This is a genomic window from Streptococcus sp. UBA4344, assembly GCF_002393675.1.
In the GTDB taxonomy this organism is placed as follows: domain Bacteria; phylum Bacillota; class Bacilli; order Lactobacillales; family Streptococcaceae; genus Streptococcus; species Streptococcus vicugnae.
Genome location: NZ_DGTE01000031.1, coordinates 42,632 through 65,118, shown reverse-complemented (window position 1 = coordinate 65,118; position 22,487 = coordinate 42,632). Strand labels below are relative to the sequence as shown.

The window sequence follows — 22,487 nt, the reverse complement described above, 5'->3', positions numbered from 1 at the left end:
GAAAAATGGCAAAAAAAGCGAAATTAAAAAAGACTTTAGTCGACCAAATTTTAGATAAAGCAAAAATTGAACATGACAGCTTAGCCATCAATGCCTTAAAAGATGAGTTACCTGAAGGCGTTGAAAAATCAGATATTTTCAAAACTTTAGCGCTTAGTGGTGATAAAACTGGTCCTCTAATCGGAATCGTACAAATCACCGAACACCTTTCCGAAAAGAAATTGGCCAAAGTTTCTGGAAATAAAAAAGTCAGCATGATTCCACAAAAGAATCTTCAAAAAACAACTGGCTACATTCACGGCGCTAACAATCCTGTCGGCATCCACCAAAAACACAATTTCCCAATTTTCATTGATAATCGCGCTCTTGAAATGGGAACTATGATTGTCTCTGCTGGTGAAGTTGGGCGCTCAATCCGCATCGATAGCCAAACATTGGCAGATTTTGTCGATGCAAGTTTTGCTGATTTAATTGATGATTCACACCAATGATAGCTTAGATTGGACAGAAAAATGAAATTATATTTTGTAAGACATGGTAAAACACAATGGAATCTTGAAGGACGTTTTCAAGGTGCAAATGGTGACTCTCCACTCTTAGAAGAATCTGTTCGCGACCTCGAAAAATTAGGAGACTATCTTCAAGATATTAAATTTGATGCTGTTTTCTCTAGTGACTTAAAACGTGCCAGTGACACCTGCAAAATCATCATGTCACGCAACAACTACCCAAAAGCCATTAGTTTTCAACCTGCACTTCGTGAATGGCATCTTGGAAAATTAGAAGGTAGCAAAATCGCAACTATGACTGATATTTATCCTAAACAAATGGATGCGTTCCGTCATAATCTTGCTAAATTTGACAACGAGATTTTCAATGCTGAATCTCTTTATCAGACAACAAAACGTGTAGAAGCTTTTATTCGTTCAATGAAAGGTCGCCCATTTCAACATGTCCTTTTAGTTGGACACGGCGCTAACTTCACTGCTTCTATTCGTAGCTTACTTGGTTATGAAACAGCTGTTTTACGTTCTAATGGTGGTTTAGATAACGGCAGTGTCACTGTCCTTGAAACCTTTGATTTCAATCAATACACTTGTCTTAAATGGAACGATACATATTACAAGGAAAAATGATTTAAATAGCAAAAAGCTCTCCGTATGGAGAGCTTTTTATTATTTACTGTGTCTTGCGTATTTCATACGAAGAATTTTTTCTTGTTGTTTGTCCAAACGAAGTAGGATAACAACTTTATCGATACTCATGTTACTTTCTAGCAAACGTTCTGCTGCCATCATCAAACCGTTGTTAATTCCCATTTCAAGAATTGGGTTTTTCTTGTCATTAACGTCAAAGATGAATTTGTTATCTGGAAGGTCAAAGAGAACTTTAACAGCACCAAATAATTGTTCAAAGTTATCAATAGCAACGTCATAAACCGGTTTGATACCAGGTTTCAAGCTACGTCCACGGTGGTTAAACCACATTGAATGCCAGCCACCATTGAAGGCACCAACAACGTCGTTGTCGTAAGAATCACCAACGTAAAGTGTTGTCGCAGGGTTCATATCAAATTGCTCAGCAGCAAGGTTGAAAATTTCTTTTTCAGGTTTTTGGAACCCAGTTGCTTGGCTGACAAGAACACGTTTTGGATCAACGTAGTCATAAAGACCAAGTTTTTTAACTTTTTTCAATTGGTGTTCTGTTGGACCATTTGTGATAATTCCCATTGGAACGCCTTTTTCTTTAAGAAAATCAAGCGTCATGCGCATTTCGTCAAGCATTGTAATGTTTTCCAATTCTTCTTCGTAGATTTCTTGGAAATGCACGCCAGTTGCTTCATCGATTTCGCGGTAACCAAATTCAAGCAAAGTTTCTTTACAACGCCAGAAGCGGAAATATTCAGTTGTCCATTCACCAGCCATAACACGTGGGAAGCCAACATCTGAATAATGACGGAAACGAATGTAAGCTTGATTGATTTTACTCATATCAAAATCAGGGAAACATTTCTCAACGGCAATGCGATAAGGCGCCTGTTGGTCATAAATCGTATCGTCAACATCAAAAACAATTGAAGTAATCATGAATCTCTTTTCTCTCTAAGTTATTTTTACCGTCACATATTATACTATTTTTTGCCCTTCTTTTCAATTAAAGTCAATTCTGCGACCAGAAAACACTTTCTTGCCAAAAGCCACCCTAACACAAGCAAAAATAAAGTGAATTCTAGCGTCATTTATGTTATAATGAAGAGGAATATATATTGGAGGAAAACATGTCAAACGAACACATCGAAGAATTAAACGACCAACAAATCGTGCGTCGTGAAAAAATGGCCGCTTTGGCTGAACAAGGCATCGATCCTTTCGGAACTCGCTTTGAACGCACAGCTACTTCTGGTCAATTAAAAGAAAAATACTCTGACAAAACCAAAGAAGAATTGCATGAAATTAACGAAACAGCTACTATCGCTGGTCGTCTTATGACTAAGCGTGGTAAAGGTAAAGTTGGTTTTGCTCACATCCAAGACCGCGACGGTCAAATCCAAATCTACGTCCGTAAAGATGCTGTTGGTGACGAAAACTACCAAATTTTCAAAAAAGCTGACCTCGGTGACTTCCTCGGTATCGAAGGTGAAGTTATGCGTACAGACATGGGTGAATTGACAATCAAAGCAACTCACATCACTCACTTGTCTAAAGCACTTCGTCCACTTCCAGAAAAATTCCACGGACTTACTGACGTTGAAACTAAATACCGTAAACGTTACCTTGACTTGATTTCAAACCGCGAAAGCTTTGAACGCTTTGTCACTCGTTCAAAAATCATCTCAGAAATCCGTCGTTACCTTGATGGACTTGGCTTCTTAGAAGTTGAAACTCCAGTTCTTCACAACGAAGCTGGTGGTGCTGCTGCTCGTCCATTCATTACTCACCACAATGCTCAAGATATGGACATGGTTCTTCGTATCGCTTTGGAACTTCACTTGAAACGTCTTATCGTTGGTGGTATGGAAAAAGTTTACGAAATCGGACGTATCTTCCGTAACGAAGGTATGGATGCCACTCACAACCCTGAGTTCACTATGATTGAGCTTTACCAAGCATACGCTGACTTCAAAGATATCATGGATATCACAGAAGGTATCATCCAAAATGCTTCAGCTGCTGTTAACGGTAACGGACCTATCACTTACCAAGGCACTGAAATTGCTATCGACAAACCATTCAAACGTATCCACATGGTTGATGCTATCAAAGAAGTTACTGGTGTTGACTTCTGGAAAGAAATGACTCTTGAAGAAGCTCAAGAACTTGCTAAAGAGAAAAATGTTCCAGTTGAAAAACACTTCACTTCAGTTGGTCATATTATCAATGCCTTCTTCGAAGAATTCGTTGAAGAAACATTGACTCAACCAACATTCGTATACGGACACCCAGTTGAAGTATCTCCACTTGCTAAGAAAAATGCAGAAGATCCTCGCTTCACTGACCGTTTCGAACTCTTCATCATGACTAAAGAATACGGTAACGCTTATTCAGAGCTTAACGACCCAATCGACCAATTGGCACGTTTCGAAGCACAAGCTAAAGCCAAAGAACTTGGTGATGACGAAGCAACAGGTGTTGACTACGACTACGTCGAAGCCCTTGAATACGGTATGCCACCAACAGGTGGACTTGGTATCGGTATCGACCGTCTTGTCATGCTCCTTACAGATACAACAACAATCCGTGATGTATTGTTGTTCCCTACGATGAAATAATAAAAATTATATAATCTTTTAAAAAGCTTCCCTTAAATAATCTAAGAGAAGCTTTTTTGAATTTAAGATAAGAAAACTGACAGCAGAAATTCTACTGTCAGTTATAGTTTCTCAAAAATAATAATCAACTAACTTCATTCAATTCAACATCTAATTGACTCTTAAAATTCATAATATCTTTTTCAACTAATTTTTTGAAGAAAATATCGAAGTCTTTTGGTGTTAAGAAAGTAAATTTATATCTTGTTGGACTATCATTTCTAATAGAATACTCATTAAGTAATTCAAAATGTTTAGTGGCTGCTTTATTTTTACCTATATTTTCTGTATCAGGATCAGATATTTGTGAATCATCCTTAATTTCTATTGCAATGATATTATCACCTTGCTTAATAAACCAATCTGGATTAAATTGTCCATTCTTATGGTGAGTTCCTTTTTGCCAAGAATAGTCAATACTATAGAAGTTCATATCATCAGATTTTATAAATGAATCGATATTTTTAATTACTTCTATATCAGTAGTAAGTATATTTAAAAATTCTTTTTCTGGATTTCCTGTTGTTACAATTCCAAATTGTGGTGTCTTAAAATTATACTTGTTATCAATATACTTGTATTTGAAACCATTAGAAGAATCCGTTAGTTCTTTGAATGTTCCTAAACTTGCTCTATCTTCTGAAAAGCTTCCTTCAAGGTCTGAGCTGTAAAATAGGACTTTACTCATCTTAAAACCACTTATATCAAAAGAACTTTTAGGTAAGTTAGTAGTTGAGACATCAAAATATTCTTTTGGCTCAATGTCATAAGTAACTACTTTTGAACCATCCCTAAAAATAACATTCATAGATGATAAAAACTTATTCTTGAGACTTTTTGTGATATGAGTATTTCCACTTTTTTTCAATGATTCTTCAATCATACTTTGGATTTTTGAAATTGGCCATATACTCTGATATTCACTCACATACTCACGATCTTCTAAATCTTCAAATCGACTGTATAAAATGTTTGCCATTTCTTGTATCGTCACCTGCTCATGCTCATAAGTTGTTTGAAAATTTCTATCTGATTTAGTTTTAATATCTGTAAGAGTAATAGTACTCTTACCAAATTTATCATCTGTTGGTAAATTAACTCCATTTTCCCACAGATTATAAGTTCCCATTTTAGGATAATCTTTAGTATTAGGTTTTGAGGAATATTTTACATTTGTCAAACTAAAATTATAAGGTGATTCTTGATTAACAGATAAAGTTATTCGTTGTCTAATTTCTAAAACCTCATTTACGAGCGCCTCTACATTAGAAGACCACTTTTCATGATTAAATACTGTTACTGTTGGGGTTCCCCACTTAGTTGTATTCCAACCATCTGGAACACGCAAGCCCCTTCCAAGAACCTGAGCAATTAAAAGTTTTGAGTTAAACGCTCTTTCATCATCTGGAACTATTTGGAATACTCGCTTAACATCCCAACCCTCGGTAAGCATTGAAACACTAAAAATGAATTCAACCGGATTACCTTTATCATTAACTCTAGACAGTTTCATTCTATCTATGGCGGCTTTTTGTCCGCTATGTACAGAAAGAACTATGTTATCAACTTCTGAATCAGTTAAATCTCTTTGTGCTTTAAGAAATTTTTTAAATACCCTAGACTGACTATCGGCAAGGTTTTGTTTTGATGTTACTATAATTGTAATAGGCTTAATCCCTAAGTCTTTAGGTATCTGCGATGCGATATCTTCATGAGAATTTAGGATAACTTGCCATCGTTCGTCCTTATCTCGTGGAATGTCCTCTTTTGAAATATATTCTATATCTTTAACAAAACCTTGTTCTATGGCATCTCGTAAAGAAAAACGATAGATAACATTTGAAAAATAATCATTCCCACTTTTATTTTTCCCTTTATAGGCAGTACCAGTCACTCCAATAACATACTTAAAATTGATATTATTACTACTTTCGTCTTCTATAAAATTTTTCCATTCATTTGATTCAGAATAATAAACATGATGAACTTCATCATTCAGTACAAGAGTTTTTTCTCCATTGCCTTTTAAGCTATCAACTATAGAATTTCTAGTTGCTTGAGCTTTATAAATGGCATTCCGATTTTCAATTGCAATAGAATTTTCTACAAGTGTACTATCACCATTTAAAATTTGAGGTGGTATAAAATCATCTCCGAGAGTTTTGAGAAGCTGCTGATTCCCTAGAAGGTCTTTAAATTTTTGAGTCAGCTCACTTTCGATAGTTACACTGGGAACTAATACAAGAACTCGAGAAACTTTTTTTGTAGCAAGCATAACAAGAGCTATCGCAAACATAACATACGATTTTCCAGTTCCTGTTGCTAAGTCTAGAGTGGCTGATAACTTGTCAGATAAGTCTAAATCATTTTGCATGATAGAAAAATCATTATTCCATCTAGCTCTTATAACCTCATTTCTTTCAAAATTTTCTTTTGCAAGTTCTGATATATCCTGATACTCACCCGAATTGAGAAAGCGTAAAGCGACTTCTGCCGCTTCCTTCTGGTAGCTTCTTTTTCCGAATAATAATTCGAAAAAATTTTGAAAAAAGCCTTCATCCCAAACATTAGGATTAACATTTTTACTGACTTCTAAGACTAAATCACTATCTTTATATTCCATCACGCCATCTCTCCCCTCGTTGTTACAAATTCATTTCCAAATTTATCCACAAAGATAAACATAGCCTGACCATCAATTAAATTCTCATCAAATGTTATAGATTGATTTTCATCGAAATCCTTGTGGTAGTAAACTTTATCTACATTAAAAGCATGGCTATCATATGATAAGTCAACCAAAAGCATTGAAAAGGCTTCAAATCCACTTACGTTTTCTTTTCCCTTTAATCTAGAGAACGACTCAAATGAATTGATTCTTAATTCTTCCCCATCAATCTCAAAATCAACATTTGGTTTTCGCATAAAATCAAATCCATATGCATCAACAACCGCATTAACTGAATCGGTATCATCAGCTTGTAATGTTCCTTTGAAATTTTCTGTGAACTTTTGATACATTGAATATGGAACACGTAAAATGTTAAAAATCGTACTCCATTCTCCATCATTATCATATTCATCTACCGCAAAAGTAAATTTTCCTTGTGGAGCAATAATGAATATCTCACTAGGGGAAGTAGAACCTAAACGAGAATAAATCTGTTCCAAAGTATCTTCTGATATTTTTGCTCCCATTTCATTCAACTCATTAGGGGAGTATATTTTAACCAATGAACCATCTCTCATTCCATCAAAAGATAATCCTTTAATTGACTGATAGGAAGGTTGGACATTATATAAAGCCATGGCAAACTGCTTCCATTGCGTACTATCAAAAGCATTTAACTTTTTATTATCATAAAGTCCTGCATCATAAACTGCAAACGGTTTATTGTTTTCAATTCCTAAAATTCTTTTTTGAATGGTGTAAATTGATAGTTTCCCTGCATCAACTGTAACCCATCTTCTACCTAACTTTTCTGCTACTGCAGCAGTCGTTCCAGAACCTCCGAAGCAATCCAATACCAAATCCCCTTCATTAGAAGAAACTTTAATTACTCGTTCTAAAAGTTTTTCTGGTTTTTGAGTAGGGTAATTTACTTCTCTTCTTTCCTTAGCCATTGGATTTATCAAAGGGATATCCAGCCAAGTGTCGTCCACCGCTTTATCCGTTTGCTCATAATATATTAAATTTCCGTCATCATCACGTTGTTGAACAGCCTTCTTTAATTTAGAATCCCACACCCTAGCAGTCTGTTGTCTCTTTTGTTCTACTGGGATCCTAATCTTATTAAATATTGGGTTTTTATTTTTTGTATACAAATATAATGTGTCATGATTCAATGGAAATCCAGTTGTTTTACCAGCAAATTTATTATAATGCCATACGATTTCATTTCTAAAATTTCCCTCGCCAAATATTTCATCCATTAACACCTTGATATAGTGAGCTTTATGCCAGTCTAAATGAACATAAATAGAGCCATCTGCAGAAAGAACTTCTCGCAACAAAATGAGTCGTTTTCTCAACCATTCTAAAAATTCTCCACCAGCCAACTTGTCAGAATAAGCTTTAGAATCTTTATTTGAAAAATCTTGCTTAGTTGCAAATGGTGGATCGATATAAACTAATCGAATTCCATCTGTCCCATCAGCATTCTTCAATTCGCCTCGATGCTTCATCTCTACAAGAGTTTTTAATACTTGAAGGTTATCACCAAAAATAATTTTATTTAACCAATCATTTTCAGTAGCATCACCAAATCTTCGATTTTCTTGCAAAGGAACTGCAAAAGTTTGACTAATAATAGCCTGTTCACTTTCTTTGCCGTAATAGGTCAATTCATATTCTTTTCGTGCTGGTGGAAAGAGCACTCGTGCAAATTCTGTTGAAACTTCATTTCCACCCATAACTTCTTCTTGTGCTTGAGCTAAAAGTTCCAAAAGTTCTTTTTGTCTGTCATTATCCATAAATTCTCCTCTATGTACGAGAGACTGTCAGGATTCCTTTGTTATGAATATAACAAAGGAGGCTAGCCTCCTTTGTTATGAATATAACAAAGGAGGCTAGCCTCGCTCTTATTGAAATTATATATACCCATTTTACCATATTTAACACTTAATTTCTCTAAATACCTAAAATGTCCCTAACGTAAAATTAGATATGATTTTTTACTCCACCACCAACTCACTGATATCTTCAATTACTTTGGCGTTCATGGTATTGAGGGTTTCGATTTCTGATTGGTTGTATGGGAATGTGTTAAGCAGGATACCGTCGATGCCTGCTGCTTGTGCGATTGCCATGTCGCTCGTAAAATCATTGCCAACCATAACGGTTTCTTCTGGGTTAAGTTGATTGTCGTTCAAGACCAGATTCATGAATTCAACTTGTGGTTTTTTCATTTTGTAATCAGACGAGATGTAAATCTTATCAAGAAATTCTCTGCAGCCTGTCATTTCAATTTCTGCTTGGGTGAAGGCTCGCTGGGCATTTGACAATAAAATAACTGTTGCTCCTACTTCTTTGAGTGTTTTCAAAGTCGCTAAGGTATTTTCGTAAGCTTGTAATTTCTTGCGTGACAACATTCTAAAAGTTTGAGCAATTAGATTTCCCCATGTTTCAAGGTCTAGAATAATGCTATCTGTGGCGTGTTTGTGCGGTGCTTCTAACAGCAATTCAATAAAAACAACCACCAAATCAACCTCAACATGTTCTAACTGAGAACGTTTGCGTAGCTGATTTTCTTGATGTTTAATAAGGTTATCATAATTTGCTTTAAGCTCCGCAGCAGAATAATCAGCGCCATAAGCGGCATAAAGCGCAGCCATTTGCTCCCAAAGCTTCTCGTCATCCTCGTCTGTCCAAATATCTACAAGTGTGCCATAAAAGTCAAAAATGTAATTCTTATATTGTAAATCTGCCATTTTTCCTCGCCTTTTTAATGATTATGATTACGTTTCCAAATTTCATTATAAAGAAAAATACGTGATTTGACTAGCCTTAGAATGTCAAAGAAAGCTACTTTATGCTACAATATGAGTAAGTATTATATTCAAAAGGAATTGCTATGTCTAAAAATATTGTCTATTTCATTTCTGCTATCATCTTTTTAGCTTATGGCTTGTTAGAGCATAAAGCAATCTTTATCATTCTGGGAATTGTTTTTGGAGTGATTGGGGTAGCAGACTATCTCAACCATAAAGGAAAATGAAATCGCTGAAAAAGCGATTTTTTCTTGACATTCTGCTTAGTTTTAGATAGCATTTAGTTAACCTGAATATTTTGTGGGTTAACTAAAATGGCTAAGGAGATTTTATGTCTAGAAATAAGCTTTTAACGCTCATCTTTCCAGCATTTGGTGCTGCTTTGATTGCAATACTTTCACAGATTGTAATTCCTATCGGAACGGTTCCGTTTACACTTCAAACACTTGCTGTTGGGCTTATCGCGTCGATTTTCCGTCCACGTGAAGCCACACTCAGTGTGGCGCTTTATCTACTACTTGGTGCTATTGGGCTTCCTGTTTTTGCAGGTGGTAGCGGAGGTATTGCAGCATTATCAGGTCCAACATCTGGTTTTCTCTGGGGCTTTCTTTTCTACGCTGCCTTAACTTCTTACCTAACCAATACGGAAAGCTCTTTGGTTAAGATTTTTGTTAACAATCTACTCGGTAATTGTTTAGCTTTCATTTGCGGAGTGATTGGCTTACATTTTTTAGCAAATATGAGCTGGCAAGCTGCTTTCTTGGCTGGCGTTGTACCTTTCATCATTCCTGAAATTGGAAAACTTCTAGCTATTACAGCTATCAGTAAACCTTTATTTATCTCTCTAAAAAATACTGCCTATTTTGCATAAAAAAGGGAGTGAGACAAATAAAATCTCCAGTGGAGACTTTATTCATGAGCCTAAAAATTAAAAAGCGAATCAGTAGTTTCGTAGAAACTTGATTTCTCAGCAAGTCTTAATTTCTTGTTGCTGACCTAAAACGGTCTATCCCCAGACCGTTTTTGACACTTACTTCGTAAGTTTTATTTCCCGATTATAAAGGTTCCCCGAACCTTTATAACCCACCCCCGCATGGCTCAAAAGGTTTGGGGAACCTTTTGAGGTTGGAAATGAAGTCAAGCGCAGCTTGATGTCAAAAGGATTGTAAAAGCTGATTTATCAGCGCATTAGAACCCACTCAGCAGTGATTGATTGCTCAAACAATTGAGAATTGTTTGAGGTTGGAAATCTAGCTTGCAAAGCAAGCGTCAAAAAGTGCCTAATCAATTGTGCATGGGAAACTCTAAGTTGACTAAAGTTGGTAATCGCTGTTTTAATATTTTTTGACATCGACCTTCAACAATCTATCCCCAGATTGTTGAAGTCCAAACTACTGCGCCTTGTAAATAATAACTATATAAATAAAGAAGCTGAGAATTTTGTCTCAGCCTCTTTTATCTCTAACTTAGCCGCGGAAAGCATCCAAAATGATTTTGAATTCGTCATTTGTGAGCGTAATGCCTTTACCCATTTTACTGTGGTCTGGGCTCCATGAACGAATGTCAAATTTTGGTTCAGCACCATTAAAGCTAACACGGTTCAATTCTTTTGTCCAACCTTTATCACTTTCTGATAGGGTAAGTAAGTGTTCAACGATTTCAAATTTAAATTCTGACATAATGATATCCTCCTACTTAATATATTCGTAAAAAATCTCTAAACTTTTGATTATTTATTTTTTTTCTTAAAAGGTGTATAATCATTTTATCAATTTTTAGGATAAATGACTATGAAAAATATTATCAAGCAATTTAAAAAGCAAGCACAAGCCTATATTGACTTTCGTGCACCACAAACACCAGAGATTAATCTAAAATCTAACAAAATCATTACAATTATCAAGGAAGCTCAAGAAAAGCACTTAGCCCTTCATGCTATCTATAAGGACGAAAGTTTTACAGGCGACTTGGTTAAATACGATGCCAAAAATAGCAAATTAATTCTGAAGAACTTTCAAAAGAATATTTCAACCATTATTCCTATCGATGACATTAAACGCTTGAGTCTTGTCCCACCAACAGTTAGAAAATCTCAACTTCAAAATCTTAACAAAAAATGAACGACCGAAACAAAAATGTTTTTAAGTCGTTCATTTTTTATTATTACTGCATTAATTATGCTCGAACTGTTTTGCTTGAGCCATCATTTTTATAAAGGTTAACTAGACCTTCTTTGCAAGCACGAATCATATCTCCAGGCAGAACAGCTTGTGGGACAGTGATTGTTAACAATTCCATTGGGTTTGGAGCGCGGTCAATTTTATTGCCATCAGCATCGTGCAAGTCTTTAATCGTTGTTTCAAAGTGACGAAGACCTGGACCATAAAATTCGACCTTATCTCCTTCGAGGATAACGTTACGTTGACGGATGGTTGCTGTCATTGTGTTTTCATCAAAGGCAACAACTTCTCCAACAAATTTATATTGTGGTATTTTACGACGAGCGCCAAAGAGTTGCTCGTTTTCTGTTGGTGTTTGGTAGTAGAAACCAGTTGCCAATTCACGTTGGGCAACTTTCCAAAGCTCATCAAGCAATTCACCTTTGATTGCTTCAAATTTTGCTGGACTTTCTAGGTAAGCATCAACAGCTGCGCGGTAGCAGTTTGTCACTGTTGAAACATAGTGAATTGATTTCATACGACCTTCAATCTTGAAGCTATCAACACCATTATCAATCAAATCTGGCAAGTGTTCAATCATACACATGTCAACTGATGACATTGAAAATGGTTCTGGAATTTCACCTTCAAGGCTCTTGCGTTCTTGACCAAATGGCATATCGTAAAGGTCATATTTCCAACGACAAGATTGTGAACAACCACCACGGTTGGCATCACGGTGACTCATATGGTTAGAAAGGACACAACGTCCTGAGTAACCGATACACATAGCTCCATGAACGAAAGCTTCAATTTCAAGTGATGTGTGTTTGCGGATTTCTGCGATTTCAGCAACACCGACTTCACGCGCCAAAACAACACGTGTCACACCAATTTCTTCCCAGAAAGCAAAAGCTTCATAGTTAGTTGTAGAAGCTTGTGTAGACACATGGACTTCTAAACCTGGTGCTTCAGTTAAACAAATAGTAATCATGGCTGGGTCTGATACGATAACAGCATCTAAGCCCATGTCACGAAGTTGACGGAACCACTCTCCTGCACCGACTTCGTTTCCTTCGTGAGTAACCATGTTGGCTGCGACGTGCACGCGAGCACCACGAGCATGGGCATAATTAATCCCTTCTTGCAATTCTTCCATAGAGAAGTTACCAGCACGGCTACGAAGACCGTATTGTTGACCACCTACAAAGACTGCATCTGCTCCATAATCAACAGCGACTTTTAATTTTTCAAGAGTTCCAGCAGGCGCTAAAACCTCTGGACGTTTAAACGTATTTTTTGACATTATAATCTTCCTATTTTCAAGATAGTAAAAATGATTTTTGATAAAAGCTAAGCTTTATCCATTTAACTTTGTTTTTTTTGCTTATCATGCCCTGAAATAGTAACTCAATCATGATAAAGCAGCGATTTGCGTGAACTTATTTCACTTCTTCTGGATCAAATTCGTAGAATCCAGTTCCAAGCGTACGACCTTTTGGATGTAATTTACGGATTTCTTCATCAAACAAGAAGGCTTGATCTGATGTAAATTCTCCAGCTTCCATCAATTCTTTTGTTTTCACAAAGATTTTTGCGATTTCAACAAAATCATGACCAGGACAATAAAGCCCTTCTAATTTCCAATGAGTGTAGTTATGCTCTACCAATTCTGTTAATTTTGGCATCATATCAAGGTCATCGGTATCAAAGATGTGTGTCCCGTGTTTGTCTTCATAAATAGAGTAGTGAGTGTCTTTATCACTTGGTTCAGCAAGGAAAAGACCACGTTCACGTGTTTTTTCATCATCGATGTGTGTAAAATTATAATAATTTTGCAACAACGGACGTTTTGAATGATGAATAACAGTTGCTCCGTAAACAAGCACTTCAGCTGGGTAACGAAGGTTTTCTGACATTTTGAATAATTCTTCTGATGGAATTTCGCGAGCTAAAACTGTTTCACTGGCACCGTGATCACCCCAGAAATTCACTTGACGACTTGATGTCACGAAAACTGATGCATCGTAAATCATCTTGAAGTTGTAGCCTTCATGTTTGTTGATGTGGAAAAGACCAGCATCACAAGCCACAACATAATCTGCTTTGATTTCTTTCAAGAAATCAAGGTATGGTCGAACGGCATTAATCATGTCTTGGTGCAACAAAGCATTGCAAGCAACACTCAATTCTTTACCAGCATCATGAACCAATGTCGCAATTTCACGAAGTTCATCGTAAGTGAAATTGTGCGGTAAACGCAAACCATAATTTTTTTCACCCACATAAATGCGGTCAACACCTGCTTCTAAGAGCTCTTTAACTTGCTCAATAGACTCAGCTGTCGCAGTAATAATTATTTTTTCCATAACGTTTTAATTATACCACTCCTATAACAATTCGTCACAGATCTCCTCAGAATCCTATTGTTATAGCTTTCTAAAGTATTTTAAGTAAGCTTCAGAATGAGCAAAACTTTATGAGAGGAGAGGCTCAAAAAGAAATCCTCATTTTGAAACAAAAAAGAGGAACAACTATTTTAAACATATTTTTAGGCAAGAGTCAAGGTCTTTTTTAAAAAAAGGTGACAAATTCATTAATTTGTGGTATCATATCAGTTGAATTAGAGGAGAGGGATTATGTCAACACCGTTAAAGCAACATAAAGACCTTGAAGAGCAACATCTTCAAGAAAACGATACCCCTAAATTTTACGAATTTCAGGAAATTAATCACAGAAGCGCTAAGCTCAAGGAACTCATGTTCTTTGCCCGTATCGCTTTATTTAGTGTTTCTACAGTTGTGGTATCTTTCTTTTTACTAGTCTTGAATCTAGCTCCAATCTGGGCTTTCCTATTTGCCTCTCTCATTAGCCTAGCAATTACTTCAGCTATTTCAAGTATTATTTGGTCACTAAGACATTGATAAACAAAACTCCCATTACTGGGAGTTTTTTAATTATTGTCATCATGACAATAAAAAAGGCTGAGACAAAATGCTCAGCCTTTTCTATTATTCTTTAGTATCTTCTTCTGATTTTTCAGATTCAGTTTTTGTTTCATTAGATGGTGTTTCATCTTTTGCTGTGTAGTCAATGATAATATCAGCAACTTCAGCTTCTGTATCTTCTTTCACATCTTCTGCTTCATCAACAGCATCAGACACTTTTGAAGTGAATTCTGATACTTTTTCAGATGCGTAATCAGCAGCAGCTTGTCCTTTTTCTTTGACTACTTCAAGAAATTCATCAGTTGTTAATTCACCTGATTCAAATTTTTGTTTGTAGTCATTGAATGTATCGACTGCCAAGTCAGTATATTCTGTTGCCTTATCTTTTGCTTTTTGATGGTATTCAGAAGGATTTTCTTTATAAGCTTGATATGCTTTGGTTGCTTTTTTCTGTAATTCTTTACCTTTTTCGGTAGATAGGAAATAGGCAGCAGCAGCGCCTGAGGCAAGACCGATAATCACATTTTTCAATAATTTACTCATGCTTTTTCTCCTTTTTTAAAATTTTTGAGGCAACTTTACCAACAGCAAAAGCTGCACTAGCTTTACCAACATTTGATGTCGCTTGAGAAGCTTTTTGAGATAAGTGTCGAGCTTGAGCATTCAAGTCAGAGACTGTCTCTGAAAGATCAGCGACCGCCACAAACAAAGGATCAATTGTTGAAACCTTACCGTTAACATCTTCTACTAAAACATTAGCTTTAGCTAAGATTTCATTAGCTTGGTGAAGTGATACATTAACATCACTAGTCAACACTTTAATCGTTTGTTTTGATTCCTCAATAGTCTCATTAACAACATCAACTGTTTTATATAGTTTAACACCAATTGGTACAAAAACGCCAACCAAAACTGCAAAAGCAATGGCTAAAATTAATAGAGCTACTTCTAACATCTTATCTCCTATCTACAAAACACCTATTCTTGATAGTATGGAATGTCTTTTTGCTTTCTTCTCCATACAATCATCACTAAACCAACCAAGATTAATATCGCTGACAACCATTGTGACACGCGCATGCCAAGGAACATCAAACTGTCAGTTCGCATCCCCTCAATCACAAAACGTCCAAAACCATACCAAATCAAATAAAAGAATGTCACTTCACCTCGTTTTAAGAAGTGTGGACGATGTCTTACGCTCATAATAATGATAAAACCAAGTAAGTTCCATAGCGACTCATATAAGAAAGTCGGAACCCGATAACTACCATCAATGTACATCTGATTCTTAATAAAATCTGGTAAGTAATTGAGGCTTTTAACAGCTTTACCGTAAGCTTCTTGATTGACAAAGTTTCCCCAACGACCAATAGCTTGCGCAATCATAACCCCAGGAGCAGCAATATCCAAAAAGTCAAGCGGGTTAATCGCATGGTAGTAAGAAAAGATAAATAGAACAATCGCTCCAGTAATCAATCCACCATAAATGGCTAAACCACCATGCCATATCGCAAAAATCTCTGTCCAAGGTTGGCTAGCGTAATACTGCCAATCAAAGATAACATAATACAATCTAGCTCCGATAATAGCTAAAGGAAAAGCCACCAAGATAAAATCTAAGATATCATCAGGAATAATTTTTCGACGAGGGGCTTCTTTCATGGCCAAGTAAACAGCAAGAAGCATACCTGACACAATGAAAAGAGCGTACCAACGAATAGCAAACGGACCAATTTGAATCGCAATCGGATTAATCATTAATTTTCCTCATTCTTGGTAATTAATTGTGTCAAACGTTCTTCAAATGTCTTAGTAGCATCAAATCCCATTTGTTTAGCACGATAGTTCATAGCAGCTGCTTCGATAACAACAGACATGTTTCGACCAGTTTGAACTGGGATGCGAAGGCGTGGGATTTTAACACCTGACAATTCAAGTTCTTCATTACCATTTCCAAGACGGTCAAAGACTTTTCCTGATTCAAAGTTTTCAAGATAGATAGCCAATTGAACTTGTGAAGAATCCTTAACAGCACTCGCACCGTAAAGACTCATCACATCAATAATCCCAACACCACGGATTTCTAGCAAATGACGTAGAATCTCAGCAGGTTCACCCCAAAGTGTTTCTTCATCTTTAGCAAAAACATCCACACGATCATCAGCCACAAGACGGTGACCACGTTTAACTAACTCAAGACCAGTTTCACTTTTACCAATACCAGAATCACCTTGGATCAAAACCCCCATGCCATATATATCCATTAGAACCCCATGAACACTAGTACGTTCTGCCAAACAAGAATCTAGATACCATGACATTTCACCAGATAAGCGACTAGTTGGCACATGACTTTGTAAAATAGCAATGCCTTTTTCCTTAGCAGCAGTAATCATTTCTTCTGGAATGGCCAAATTACGTGCCACAATAAGGGCTGGTGTTTCTGGCTTTATCATTTCTCTCAAAACATGACGACGATTATGTGAGGTCATTTTTGTGAGATAAGACCACTCTTTCATTCCCAAAAGTTGCAAACGCTCTGGTGAATAATAATCAAAATAGCCAGTCATTTCAAGACCTGGACGTGAAATATCTGACGTTGTAATCTCTTTTGATAATAAGTCATCATCACCGTAGATAACATCAAGTTTTACCTTGTCTACTAACATTTTTACAGTAACTGACATGTCTCATACCATGAACTTTTTACAAAAAATGTAAATGAATTGAAAACATCAAAAATAGGGAACTAGTCCATTTTCAATGATTTAACAATTCTGTTCAATCCTTTTCCTCTTTTTTCATTATTATATCATAATCATGCTAAAAAGTAAGCGCTCACGCAGGGTTTTCAAAGATTAATTATTAGCCACTACGTTCACGAAATAATAAAAAAGGCTTAGAAATTTCCAAACCTTTTCTTGTTTCTTAAGACTGCAATAAGTTCCTGTTATACTTATCTAGTCTTTTTGACTGCAACATTAAAAACTCAATCTGTCAGTGATTACCAGAACCAGCCGTCATTGTCATCGTCATCATCGACAACTTCAGCATCCTTTCTTCTACGCGGACCAGTACCATATTGATCACGTGTAATATCTTCTTTGTAAGGAAGAAAAATTGCTAAGAGGATGTAAAGCACAATGCCAAAACCATAAAAGTACATTAACAATGCTGCCAGGACACGTGTTAACGGTAAATCCCAGCCAAACTTATCAGCAATTCCGGCACAAACACCACAAACCAGTTTATTTTTTCGCTGTTTATAAAGAGCTGATTTCACCATTATCCCTTCCTTCTTTTACTATAACTATTATACCTAATCCCTTCTAAAATAAAATCAGCCTTACGACTGATTTTTAGAAGCAGGATTTTTTTCAAAAAAAACTTGTCACTTCTACTTTGATTAATTTTCCGTGACAACGGCCACAGCGGTATTTTTGGGTATTAACGCGACGTTTTCTGTGATAATTTTGTCCACATTTTTGACATTTATAATAATAAAAATGCTCATTTCTTGTCATTGATGGAGCATAGCGAAGACCATCTACTTTTTGCAGTAACTGCTTGAAATCCGCATCAGTATGCTTGTAACCTTTTCCTTCAAAGTATAGATGATAGTGACAAAGTTCATGCCGAACAATTTTTCGGAAAATATCATTTCCAAATGTCTCAAATATCTTGGGATTAAAATCAAGATGACCATCAGAAGGAAAAAATCGACCGCCAGTTGTCCGTAAACGGCTATTCCAAACAGCTATATGACGGAATTCTTTGCCAAAATCTTCTAGTGATACTCTTTTGACGTAATCAGTTAAGTTCACGTAAATCTACCAATGAAAGATTAATTTTTTCACGCTCTTTATCAATTTTTGAAACCCAAACTGTCACCACATCCCCAACTGAAACAACTTGGCTAGGGTGTTTAACAAAAGATTTACTCATTTGTGAAATGTGAATCAAGCCATCATCGTGAAGCCCAATATCAACAAAAGCTCCAAAGTCGACGACATTTCGGACAGTTCCTTCAAGTTTTTGACCAATTTCAAGGTCTGAAATATCAAGCACATCTTGACGAAGAACTGGCGCTTCAAAATCATCACGTAAGTCACGACCGGGTTTTAGAAGATCGGCAATAATATCTTTCAACGTTTCTTGTCCGATATTAATAGTTTCAGCCATTTCTTCAATAGAAACAGCCTGTAATTTTGCTTTAGCCGAATCATCTAAGTCAGTAATCGCTAATTCTTTCAGCAAGCGTTCAACAGCCTTATAAGACTCTGGGTGAACACTCGTATTATCAAGGATATTTTCAGCTCCTGGAATGCGTAAGAAACCAGCGGCTTGTTCAAAAGCTTTAGCTCCCAAGCGAGGAACTTTCTTAATTTCTTCACGTGAAGTGATACGGCCATTTTCATCACGATATTTAACAATATTTTCTGAGATTGTCTTATTAAGCCCTGAAACGTGCGATAGAAGTGCTGGGCTTGCTGTATTGATGTTAACCCCAACTTGGTTAACCACGGTATCAACGACGAAATCAAGATTTTCTGCCAATTTTTTCTGGCTAACATCGTGTTGGTATTGACCAACCCCAATTGATTTTGGATTGATTTTAACCAATTCCGCAAGTGGGTCTTGCAAACGACGTGCAATTGAAATAGCTGAACGTTTTTCAACAGTCAAATCTGGGAACTCATGACGCGCTAACTCAGAAGCTGAATAAACAGAAGCTCCGCTTTCATTGACAATAACGTAAGAAACGTCTGAAAAGTCTTTTAGGACTTCTGCCACAAAAGCTTCGCTTTCACGGCTAGCTGTTCCATTTCCAATAGCAATAATTTCAACGCCATAGTTACGGATTAATTCAGCCAAATCTTTTTTAGATTGTTCAATTTTAGCTTGGCTAGCTGGCGGAACAGGATAAATCACTTGAGTTGTCATCAATTTTCCTGTCTGGTCAACAACTGCTAGCTTGGCACCTGTACGAAAGGCTGGGTCAAATCCCAAGACCATTTTACCTTTTAGAGGCGAAACCAAAAGAAGGTTACGAAGATTTTCTGAGAAAAGTGCGATAGCGCCATCTTCAGCACTTTCTGTTAATTCACTATGAATACGACGTTCCATAGCTGGAACAATTTTTTTCTTAATGGTTTTCGCGATGACATCTTCGATATAGGCATTTTTATTTTTGAAACGAGATTCCATAAAACGCACCATTTTATCGATGTTGTGTTCAAAACCAACTTTCAGAACTCCCAATTTTTCACCACGATTAAGAGCTAAAATTCGGTAGCCTTGAATTTTACAAACTTTCTCTGAGAAATCATAATAAATTTGGAAAGTTTTATTATCATCAGCTGATTCGTCTTTAAGGCTTGAGACGATTGAGCTATATGACCAGATTTCATTGTAAACCCATGAACGAAGGCGATTATCTTCTGAGAATGATTCAATGAGAATTTCACAAGCGCCGGCAATAGCTTTATCAGCTGTCTCAAATCCTTCTGTTATAAAGTCTTGGGCTTCTGTTTCTAAAGAAGCTTTGCTTTGCAAAATTAATCGCGCTAATGGGAATAGCCCTGCTTCTCTAGCAATGGTTGCTTTAGTGCGACGTTTTTCTTTGTAGGGAAGATAGAGTTCTTCAACATCAGCTAATTTTTCAGCTGATTCAATAGCTTTTTTTAGTTCAGCTGTTAGTTTGCCTTGTTCTTCAATTTTTGCAAGAACAGTTGCTTTTCGATCAGCTAAAGCTGTCATACTTTTGTCCAAATCAATAATAGCTTTGATTTGAACTTCATCCAGATTACCAGTCATTTCTTTACGATAACGAGCAATAAAAGGAATAGTATTTCCTTCGCTTGTTAACTCGAGAACTTTGGTAATTTGGTTCTCTTTAATAGATAAGTCTTGAGCAATTTTTTGTATATTTTCATTTTTCATAGCTTATCTATTATAACAAAAAAACGGTTAAATCTGTGTTTTTTACTGATTTATTGATGATATTTAACTTAAGTTTTACCGAATTTTATCAAATTCATTCTTATAAATATCCGCTTAGCTTTTGATGATTTTTTTAAATGATAGTATAATAACTGGTGACTATATTTAGAAAAGAGGTGCCCAATAATGGCTATCACTCATAAACGTCAGGACGATTTAGAGTCAATGTTTGCAAGTTTTGCAAGTTTTCCAAAAGTCTCTAGCGACCCTGAAAAAGAAAAGGAAAGCAAGGATAAAGAAGCGAAGAAAGCGACTCATTAAGTTTTATGGACATTTTTAATCAATTACCGGCTAGTGTCTTACAATGGTTTGCAATTTTTATTTCCATTATCATTGAGGCACTTCCTTTTGTTTTACTGGGAAACATTCTTTCTGGTTTCATTGAAGTCTACGTAACACCAGATTTAGTTCAACGTTTCCTTCCTAAAAATAAATTCCTACGAATTGTTTTTGGAACCTTTGTCGGCTTTGTTTTTCCATCTTGTGAATGTGGGATTGTCCCTATTATCACACGTTTCCTGGAAAAGAAAGTTCCAAGCTATACTGCAATACCTTTCCTAGCGACTGCACCTATTATCAATCCTATTGTGCTATTTGCGACCTATTCTGCCTTTGGAAATAGCTGGCGCTTTCTTGGATTAAGGCTACTTGGTGCCATCATCGTTGCCATGACACTTGGTATTATGCTTGGATTTGTCGTTGACGATAATATTTTAAAAGAAAATGCAGCCCCTTGCCATTTTCACAATTACTCAGGAGAGCCGTGGCATAGAAAAATTCTTCTTGCTCTTGGACATGCTATTGATGAGTTATTCGACACTGGACGTTATTTAGTCTTTGGATCTCTGATAGCATCCGCTATGCAAATCTATCTACCGACACATATCTTAACCAAAATCGGTGGTAACTCTTTAACAGCTATTCTCATTATGATGCTTCTAGCTTTCATCCTGTCACTTTGTAGTGAAGCAGATGCCTTTATCGGCGCTTCACTTCTTTCTACGTTTGGGACTGCACCGGTTCTTGCCTTTCTTTTGATTGGTCCAATGGTTGATATCAAAAATCTCATGATGATGCTAAAATCATTTAAAGTTCGCTTTATTGTAGAATTCATCAGTGTTTCTGTTATCATGATTGTGATTTATTGTATGCTTGTGGGGGTGATTGGATGATTCGATTTCTAATTCTAGCTGGTTATTTTGAACTGACCATGTATTTACAAATCTCAGGAAAATTGAACCAGTACATCAATACCCATTATGCTTATCTTGCTTATATTTCTATGGTTCTGTCATTTCTTTTAGCAATTGTCCAACTGATTGTCTGGGTAAAAGATATGAAAATGCACAGCCATTTACATGGAAAATTTGCTAAGATTACCAGCCCAATGATTCTAGTTATTCCTGTTTTTATCGGACTTTTAGTACCTACAGTAAGTCTTGATTCAACAACGGTTTCAGCTAAAGGATATCATTTCCCGCTAGCTGCAGGTTCTGCAGGAACAGTCAGTGAAGATGGAACACGTGTTCAATATTTAAAACCCGATACTAGCCTTTATTTCACTTCTTCAGCTTACGATAAAGAGATGAGAAAGGAAATGAAGAAATATCAAGGTTCCGGAGATGTGAACATTACCACAGACAACTACATGGAAATCATGGAGCTCATCTATCTCTTCCCAGATGAATTTGCTGGACGAAATATCACCTATACTGGATTTGTCTACAATGAACCAGGACATGAGGGTTATCAATTTCTCTTCCGTTTCGGAATCATCCACTGCATCGCTGACTCTGGCGTTTATGGACTTTTAACAACAGGTAATACCTCAAATTATCCGAATAATACTTGGATTACCGCGACAGGAACTATTAGCCTTGAATACGATAAAACCTTGGAGCAAACCTTACCTGTTTTATACATTTCAAAACTAAAAGAAACTGATGCACCTGATAACCCATACGTTTACCGTGTCTTTTAGAGAATTCAAAACACCTTCCAATTTGGAAGGTGTTTTTTTATGAATGCTTTTTATAAGCAAAAACTAATCTAGCAATGTTAATCAAGGTAAAAGCT

At 36.3% G+C, this 22,487-nt stretch carries 24 protein-coding genes; 10 read left to right on the top strand and 14 right to left on the bottom strand.

All coding sequences use genetic code 11. The features are described from left to right. Window positions 1-5 precede the first annotated feature (5 nt). On the top strand, window positions 6-491 hold the full coding sequence (locus B4D49_RS05755; protein WP_132869090.1) for an aminoacyl-tRNA deacylase: 486 nt from the start codon (window positions 6-8) through the stop codon (window positions 489-491). Window positions 492-512: 21 nt separating this feature from the next. Beyond that, a complete protein-coding gene (locus B4D49_RS05750; RefSeq protein ID WP_286783500.1) occupies window positions 513-1,136 on the top strand; it encodes a histidine phosphatase family protein in 624 nt (207 codons plus the stop codon). A 39-nt stretch (window positions 1,137-1,175) separates the two neighbouring features. Here B4D49_RS05750 and B4D49_RS05745 read toward each other — a convergent pair whose 3' ends face one another. Beyond that, window positions 1,176-2,087: an HAD family hydrolase gene (locus B4D49_RS05745; RefSeq protein ID WP_074481457.1), complete on the bottom strand. Its 912-nt coding sequence runs from the start codon at window positions 2,085-2,087 to the stop codon at window positions 1,176-1,178. A 191-nt stretch (window positions 2,088-2,278) separates the two neighbouring features. Here B4D49_RS05745 and lysS point away from each other — a divergent pair, with 191 nt between their 5' ends. After that, window positions 2,279-3,769 (top strand): lysine--tRNA ligase, encoded by a 1,491-nt coding sequence (gene lysS, locus B4D49_RS05740; protein WP_268733313.1) that lies wholly within the window; start codon window positions 2,279-2,281, stop codon window positions 3,767-3,769. A gap of 124 nt (window positions 3,770-3,893) precedes the next feature. Here the strand turns inward: lysS and B4D49_RS05735 are convergent, their stop codons facing one another. The 3 genes from B4D49_RS05735 to B4D49_RS05725 form a co-directional block, all read right to left on the bottom strand. Next, window positions 3,894-6,431: a DEAD/DEAH box helicase gene (locus tag B4D49_RS05735; RefSeq protein WP_286783499.1), complete on the bottom strand. Its 2,538-nt coding sequence runs from the start codon at window positions 6,429-6,431 to the stop codon at window positions 3,894-3,896. Beyond that, a complete protein-coding gene (locus B4D49_RS05730) occupies window positions 6,431-8,281 on the bottom strand; it encodes a DNA methyltransferase (RefSeq protein WP_286783498.1) in 1,851 nt (616 codons plus the stop codon). The genes B4D49_RS05735 and B4D49_RS05730 overlap by 1 nt, the downstream gene beginning before the upstream one ends. A gap of 201 nt (window positions 8,282-8,482) precedes the next feature. After that, on the bottom strand, window positions 8,483-9,238 hold the full coding sequence (locus tag B4D49_RS05725) for an HAD family hydrolase (protein ID WP_286783497.1): 756 nt from the start codon (window positions 9,236-9,238) through the stop codon (window positions 8,483-8,485). A 143-nt stretch (window positions 9,239-9,381) separates the two neighbouring features. On the opposite strand from B4D49_RS05725, the gene B4D49_RS05720 reads away from it, so the two are divergent. Both B4D49_RS05720 and B4D49_RS05715 read left to right on the top strand, forming a co-directional pair. Further along, the gene (locus tag B4D49_RS05720; RefSeq protein WP_009854618.1) at window positions 9,382-9,525 is read left to right on the top strand and encodes a hypothetical protein; all 144 of its coding nucleotides are present in this window, start codon (window positions 9,382-9,384) and stop codon (window positions 9,523-9,525) included. 104 nt (window positions 9,526-9,629) lie between these two features. Then, window positions 9,630-10,169 (top strand): biotin transporter BioY, encoded by a 540-nt coding sequence (locus B4D49_RS05715; protein ID WP_286783496.1) that lies wholly within the window; start codon window positions 9,630-9,632, stop codon window positions 10,167-10,169. A gap of 595 nt (window positions 10,170-10,764) precedes the next feature. Here B4D49_RS05715 and B4D49_RS05710 read toward each other — a convergent pair. Further along, on the bottom strand, window positions 10,765-10,977 hold the full coding sequence (locus B4D49_RS05710) for a YdbC family protein (protein WP_004232736.1): 213 nt from the start codon (window positions 10,975-10,977) through the stop codon (window positions 10,765-10,767). Window positions 10,978-11,088: 111 nt separating this feature from the next. Here B4D49_RS05710 and B4D49_RS05705 point away from each other — a divergent pair, with 111 nt between their 5' ends. Next, complete coding sequence (locus tag B4D49_RS05705) at window positions 11,089-11,418, top strand: hypothetical protein (RefSeq protein ID WP_286783495.1); 330 nt, start codon at window positions 11,089-11,091, stop codon at window positions 11,416-11,418. 55 nt (window positions 11,419-11,473) lie between these two features. Here the strand turns inward: B4D49_RS05705 and B4D49_RS05700 are convergent, their stop codons facing one another. Together B4D49_RS05700 and B4D49_RS05695 are read right to left on the bottom strand one after the other, a co-directional pair. Further along, complete coding sequence (locus tag B4D49_RS05700; protein ID WP_286783494.1) at window positions 11,474-12,763, bottom strand: peptidase U32 family protein; 1,290 nt, start codon at window positions 12,761-12,763, stop codon at window positions 11,474-11,476. Between the two features lie 136 nt (window positions 12,764-12,899). Continuing rightward, a complete protein-coding gene (locus B4D49_RS05695; RefSeq protein WP_199542660.1) occupies window positions 12,900-13,826 on the bottom strand; it encodes a peptidase U32 family protein in 927 nt (308 codons plus the stop codon). Between the two features lie 270 nt (window positions 13,827-14,096). Between B4D49_RS05695 and B4D49_RS05690 the strand changes: the two genes are divergently transcribed. Then, the gene (locus tag B4D49_RS05690) at window positions 14,097-14,381 is read left to right on the top strand and encodes a DUF3270 domain-containing protein (RefSeq protein WP_199542663.1); all 285 of its coding nucleotides are present in this window, start codon (window positions 14,097-14,099) and stop codon (window positions 14,379-14,381) included. An 87-nt stretch (window positions 14,382-14,468) separates the two neighbouring features. Here B4D49_RS05690 and B4D49_RS05685 read toward each other — a convergent pair whose 3' ends face one another. From B4D49_RS05685 to B4D49_RS05655, 7 genes are all read right to left on the bottom strand, one after another. Then, the gene (locus B4D49_RS05685; RefSeq protein ID WP_286783493.1) at window positions 14,469-14,948 is read right to left on the bottom strand and encodes a YtxH domain-containing protein; all 480 of its coding nucleotides are present in this window, start codon (window positions 14,946-14,948) and stop codon (window positions 14,469-14,471) included. Next, complete coding sequence (locus tag B4D49_RS05680) at window positions 14,941-15,360, bottom strand: DUF948 domain-containing protein (RefSeq protein ID WP_286783492.1); 420 nt, start codon at window positions 15,358-15,360, stop codon at window positions 14,941-14,943. Before B4D49_RS05680 ends, B4D49_RS05685 begins: the two co-directional genes overlap by 8 nt. A 23-nt stretch (window positions 15,361-15,383) precedes the next feature. After that, the gene (lgt, locus tag B4D49_RS05675) at window positions 15,384-16,166 is read right to left on the bottom strand and encodes a prolipoprotein diacylglyceryl transferase (RefSeq protein WP_286783491.1); all 783 of its coding nucleotides are present in this window, start codon (window positions 16,164-16,166) and stop codon (window positions 15,384-15,386) included. Then, complete coding sequence (gene hprK, locus B4D49_RS05670; protein ID WP_132869972.1) at window positions 16,166-17,095, bottom strand: HPr(Ser) kinase/phosphatase; 930 nt, start codon at window positions 17,093-17,095, stop codon at window positions 16,166-16,168. The genes lgt and hprK overlap by 1 nt, the downstream gene beginning before the upstream one ends. A gap of 317 nt (window positions 17,096-17,412) precedes the next feature. After that, entirely contained in the window at window positions 17,413-17,691 is a 279-nt protein-coding gene (locus B4D49_RS05665; RefSeq protein WP_074481443.1) for a PspC domain-containing protein, read from the bottom strand. A 94-nt stretch (window positions 17,692-17,785) separates the two neighbouring features. Then, window positions 17,786-18,232: a SprT family protein gene (locus B4D49_RS05660; RefSeq protein WP_286783490.1), complete on the bottom strand. Its 447-nt coding sequence runs from the start codon at window positions 18,230-18,232 to the stop codon at window positions 17,786-17,788. Then, window positions 18,219-20,351 (bottom strand): Tex family protein, encoded by a 2,133-nt coding sequence (locus B4D49_RS05655; protein WP_286783489.1) that lies wholly within the window; start codon window positions 20,349-20,351, stop codon window positions 18,219-18,221. Before B4D49_RS05655 ends, B4D49_RS05660 begins: the two co-directional genes overlap by 14 nt. Window positions 20,352-20,537: 186 nt before the next feature. On the opposite strand from B4D49_RS05655, the gene B4D49_RS05650 reads away from it, so the two are divergent. From B4D49_RS05650 to B4D49_RS05640, 3 genes are read left to right on the top strand one after another with little or no spacing between them, the layout of a single operon-like run. Continuing rightward, the gene (locus tag B4D49_RS05650) at window positions 20,538-20,672 is read left to right on the top strand and encodes an SPJ_0845 family protein (protein ID WP_199542678.1); all 135 of its coding nucleotides are present in this window, start codon (window positions 20,538-20,540) and stop codon (window positions 20,670-20,672) included. Between the two features lie 5 nt (window positions 20,673-20,677). Next, window positions 20,678-21,583, top strand: a complete 906-nt coding sequence (locus B4D49_RS05645) for a permease (protein WP_286783488.1) — start codon at window positions 20,678-20,680, stop codon at window positions 21,581-21,583. Next, entirely contained in the window at window positions 21,580-22,392 is an 813-nt protein-coding gene (locus B4D49_RS05640; protein ID WP_286783487.1) for a TIGR03943 family putative permease subunit, read from the top strand. The genes B4D49_RS05645 and B4D49_RS05640 overlap by 4 nt, the downstream gene beginning before the upstream one ends. Window positions 22,393-22,487 lie beyond the last annotated feature (95 nt).

Excerpts from the sequence above, each read along its gene's own strand:
- B4D49_RS05725 (WP_286783497.1), bottom strand. The coding sequence starts at position 9,238 with ATGGCAGATTTACAATATAAGAATTACATTTTTGACTTTTATGGCACA.
- B4D49_RS05700 (WP_286783494.1), bottom strand. The coding sequence starts at position 12,763 with ATGTCAAAAAATACGTTTAAACGTCCAGAGGTTTTAGCGCCTGCTGGA.
- lgt (WP_286783491.1), bottom strand. The coding sequence starts at position 16,166 with ATGATTAATCCGATTGCGATTCAAATTGGTCCGTTTGCTATTCGTTGG.
- B4D49_RS05750 (WP_286783500.1), top strand. The coding sequence starts at position 513 with ATGAAATTATATTTTGTAAGACATGGTAAAACACAATGGAATCTTGAA.
- B4D49_RS05650 (WP_199542678.1), top strand. The coding sequence starts at position 20,538 with ATGGCTATCACTCATAAACGTCAGGACGATTTAGAGTCAATGTTTGCA.
- B4D49_RS05690 (WP_199542663.1), top strand. The coding sequence starts at position 14,097 with ATGTCAACACCGTTAAAGCAACATAAAGACCTTGAAGAGCAACATCTT.
- B4D49_RS05655 (WP_286783489.1), bottom strand. The coding sequence starts at position 20,351 with ATGAAAAATGAAAATATACAAAAAATTGCTCAAGACTTATCTATTAAA.
- hprK (WP_132869972.1), bottom strand. The coding sequence starts at position 17,095 with ATGTCAGTTACTGTAAAAATGTTAGTAGACAAGGTAAAACTTGATGTT.
- B4D49_RS05705 (WP_286783495.1), top strand. The coding sequence starts at position 11,089 with ATGAAAAATATTATCAAGCAATTTAAAAAGCAAGCACAAGCCTATATT.
- B4D49_RS05745 (WP_074481457.1), bottom strand. The coding sequence starts at position 2,087 with ATGATTACTTCAATTGTTTTTGATGTTGACGATACGATTTATGACCAA.
- B4D49_RS05715 (WP_286783496.1), top strand. The coding sequence starts at position 9,630 with ATGTCTAGAAATAAGCTTTTAACGCTCATCTTTCCAGCATTTGGTGCT.
- B4D49_RS05680 (WP_286783492.1), bottom strand. The coding sequence starts at position 15,360 with ATGTTAGAAGTAGCTCTATTAATTTTAGCCATTGCTTTTGCAGTTTTG.
- B4D49_RS05735 (WP_286783499.1), bottom strand. The coding sequence starts at position 6,431 with ATGGAATATAAAGATAGTGATTTAGTCTTAGAAGTCAGTAAAAATGTT.
- B4D49_RS05640 (WP_286783487.1), top strand. The coding sequence starts at position 21,580 with ATGATTCGATTTCTAATTCTAGCTGGTTATTTTGAACTGACCATGTAT.
- lysS (WP_268733313.1), top strand. The coding sequence starts at position 2,279 with ATGTCAAACGAACACATCGAAGAATTAAACGACCAACAAATCGTGCGT.
- B4D49_RS05720 (WP_009854618.1), top strand. The coding sequence starts at position 9,382 with ATGTCTAAAAATATTGTCTATTTCATTTCTGCTATCATCTTTTTAGCT.
- B4D49_RS05710 (WP_004232736.1), bottom strand. The coding sequence starts at position 10,977 with ATGTCAGAATTTAAATTTGAAATCGTTGAACACTTACTTACCCTATCA.
- B4D49_RS05685 (WP_286783493.1), bottom strand. The coding sequence starts at position 14,948 with ATGAGTAAATTATTGAAAAATGTGATTATCGGTCTTGCCTCAGGCGCT.
- B4D49_RS05755 (WP_132869090.1), top strand. The coding sequence starts at position 6 with ATGGCAAAAAAAGCGAAATTAAAAAAGACTTTAGTCGACCAAATTTTA.
- B4D49_RS05645 (WP_286783488.1), top strand. The coding sequence starts at position 20,678 with ATGGACATTTTTAATCAATTACCGGCTAGTGTCTTACAATGGTTTGCA.
- B4D49_RS05730 (WP_286783498.1), bottom strand. The coding sequence starts at position 8,281 with ATGGATAATGACAGACAAAAAGAACTTTTGGAACTTTTAGCTCAAGCA.
- B4D49_RS05695 (WP_199542660.1), bottom strand. The coding sequence starts at position 13,826 with ATGGAAAAAATAATTATTACTGCGACAGCTGAGTCTATTGAGCAAGTT.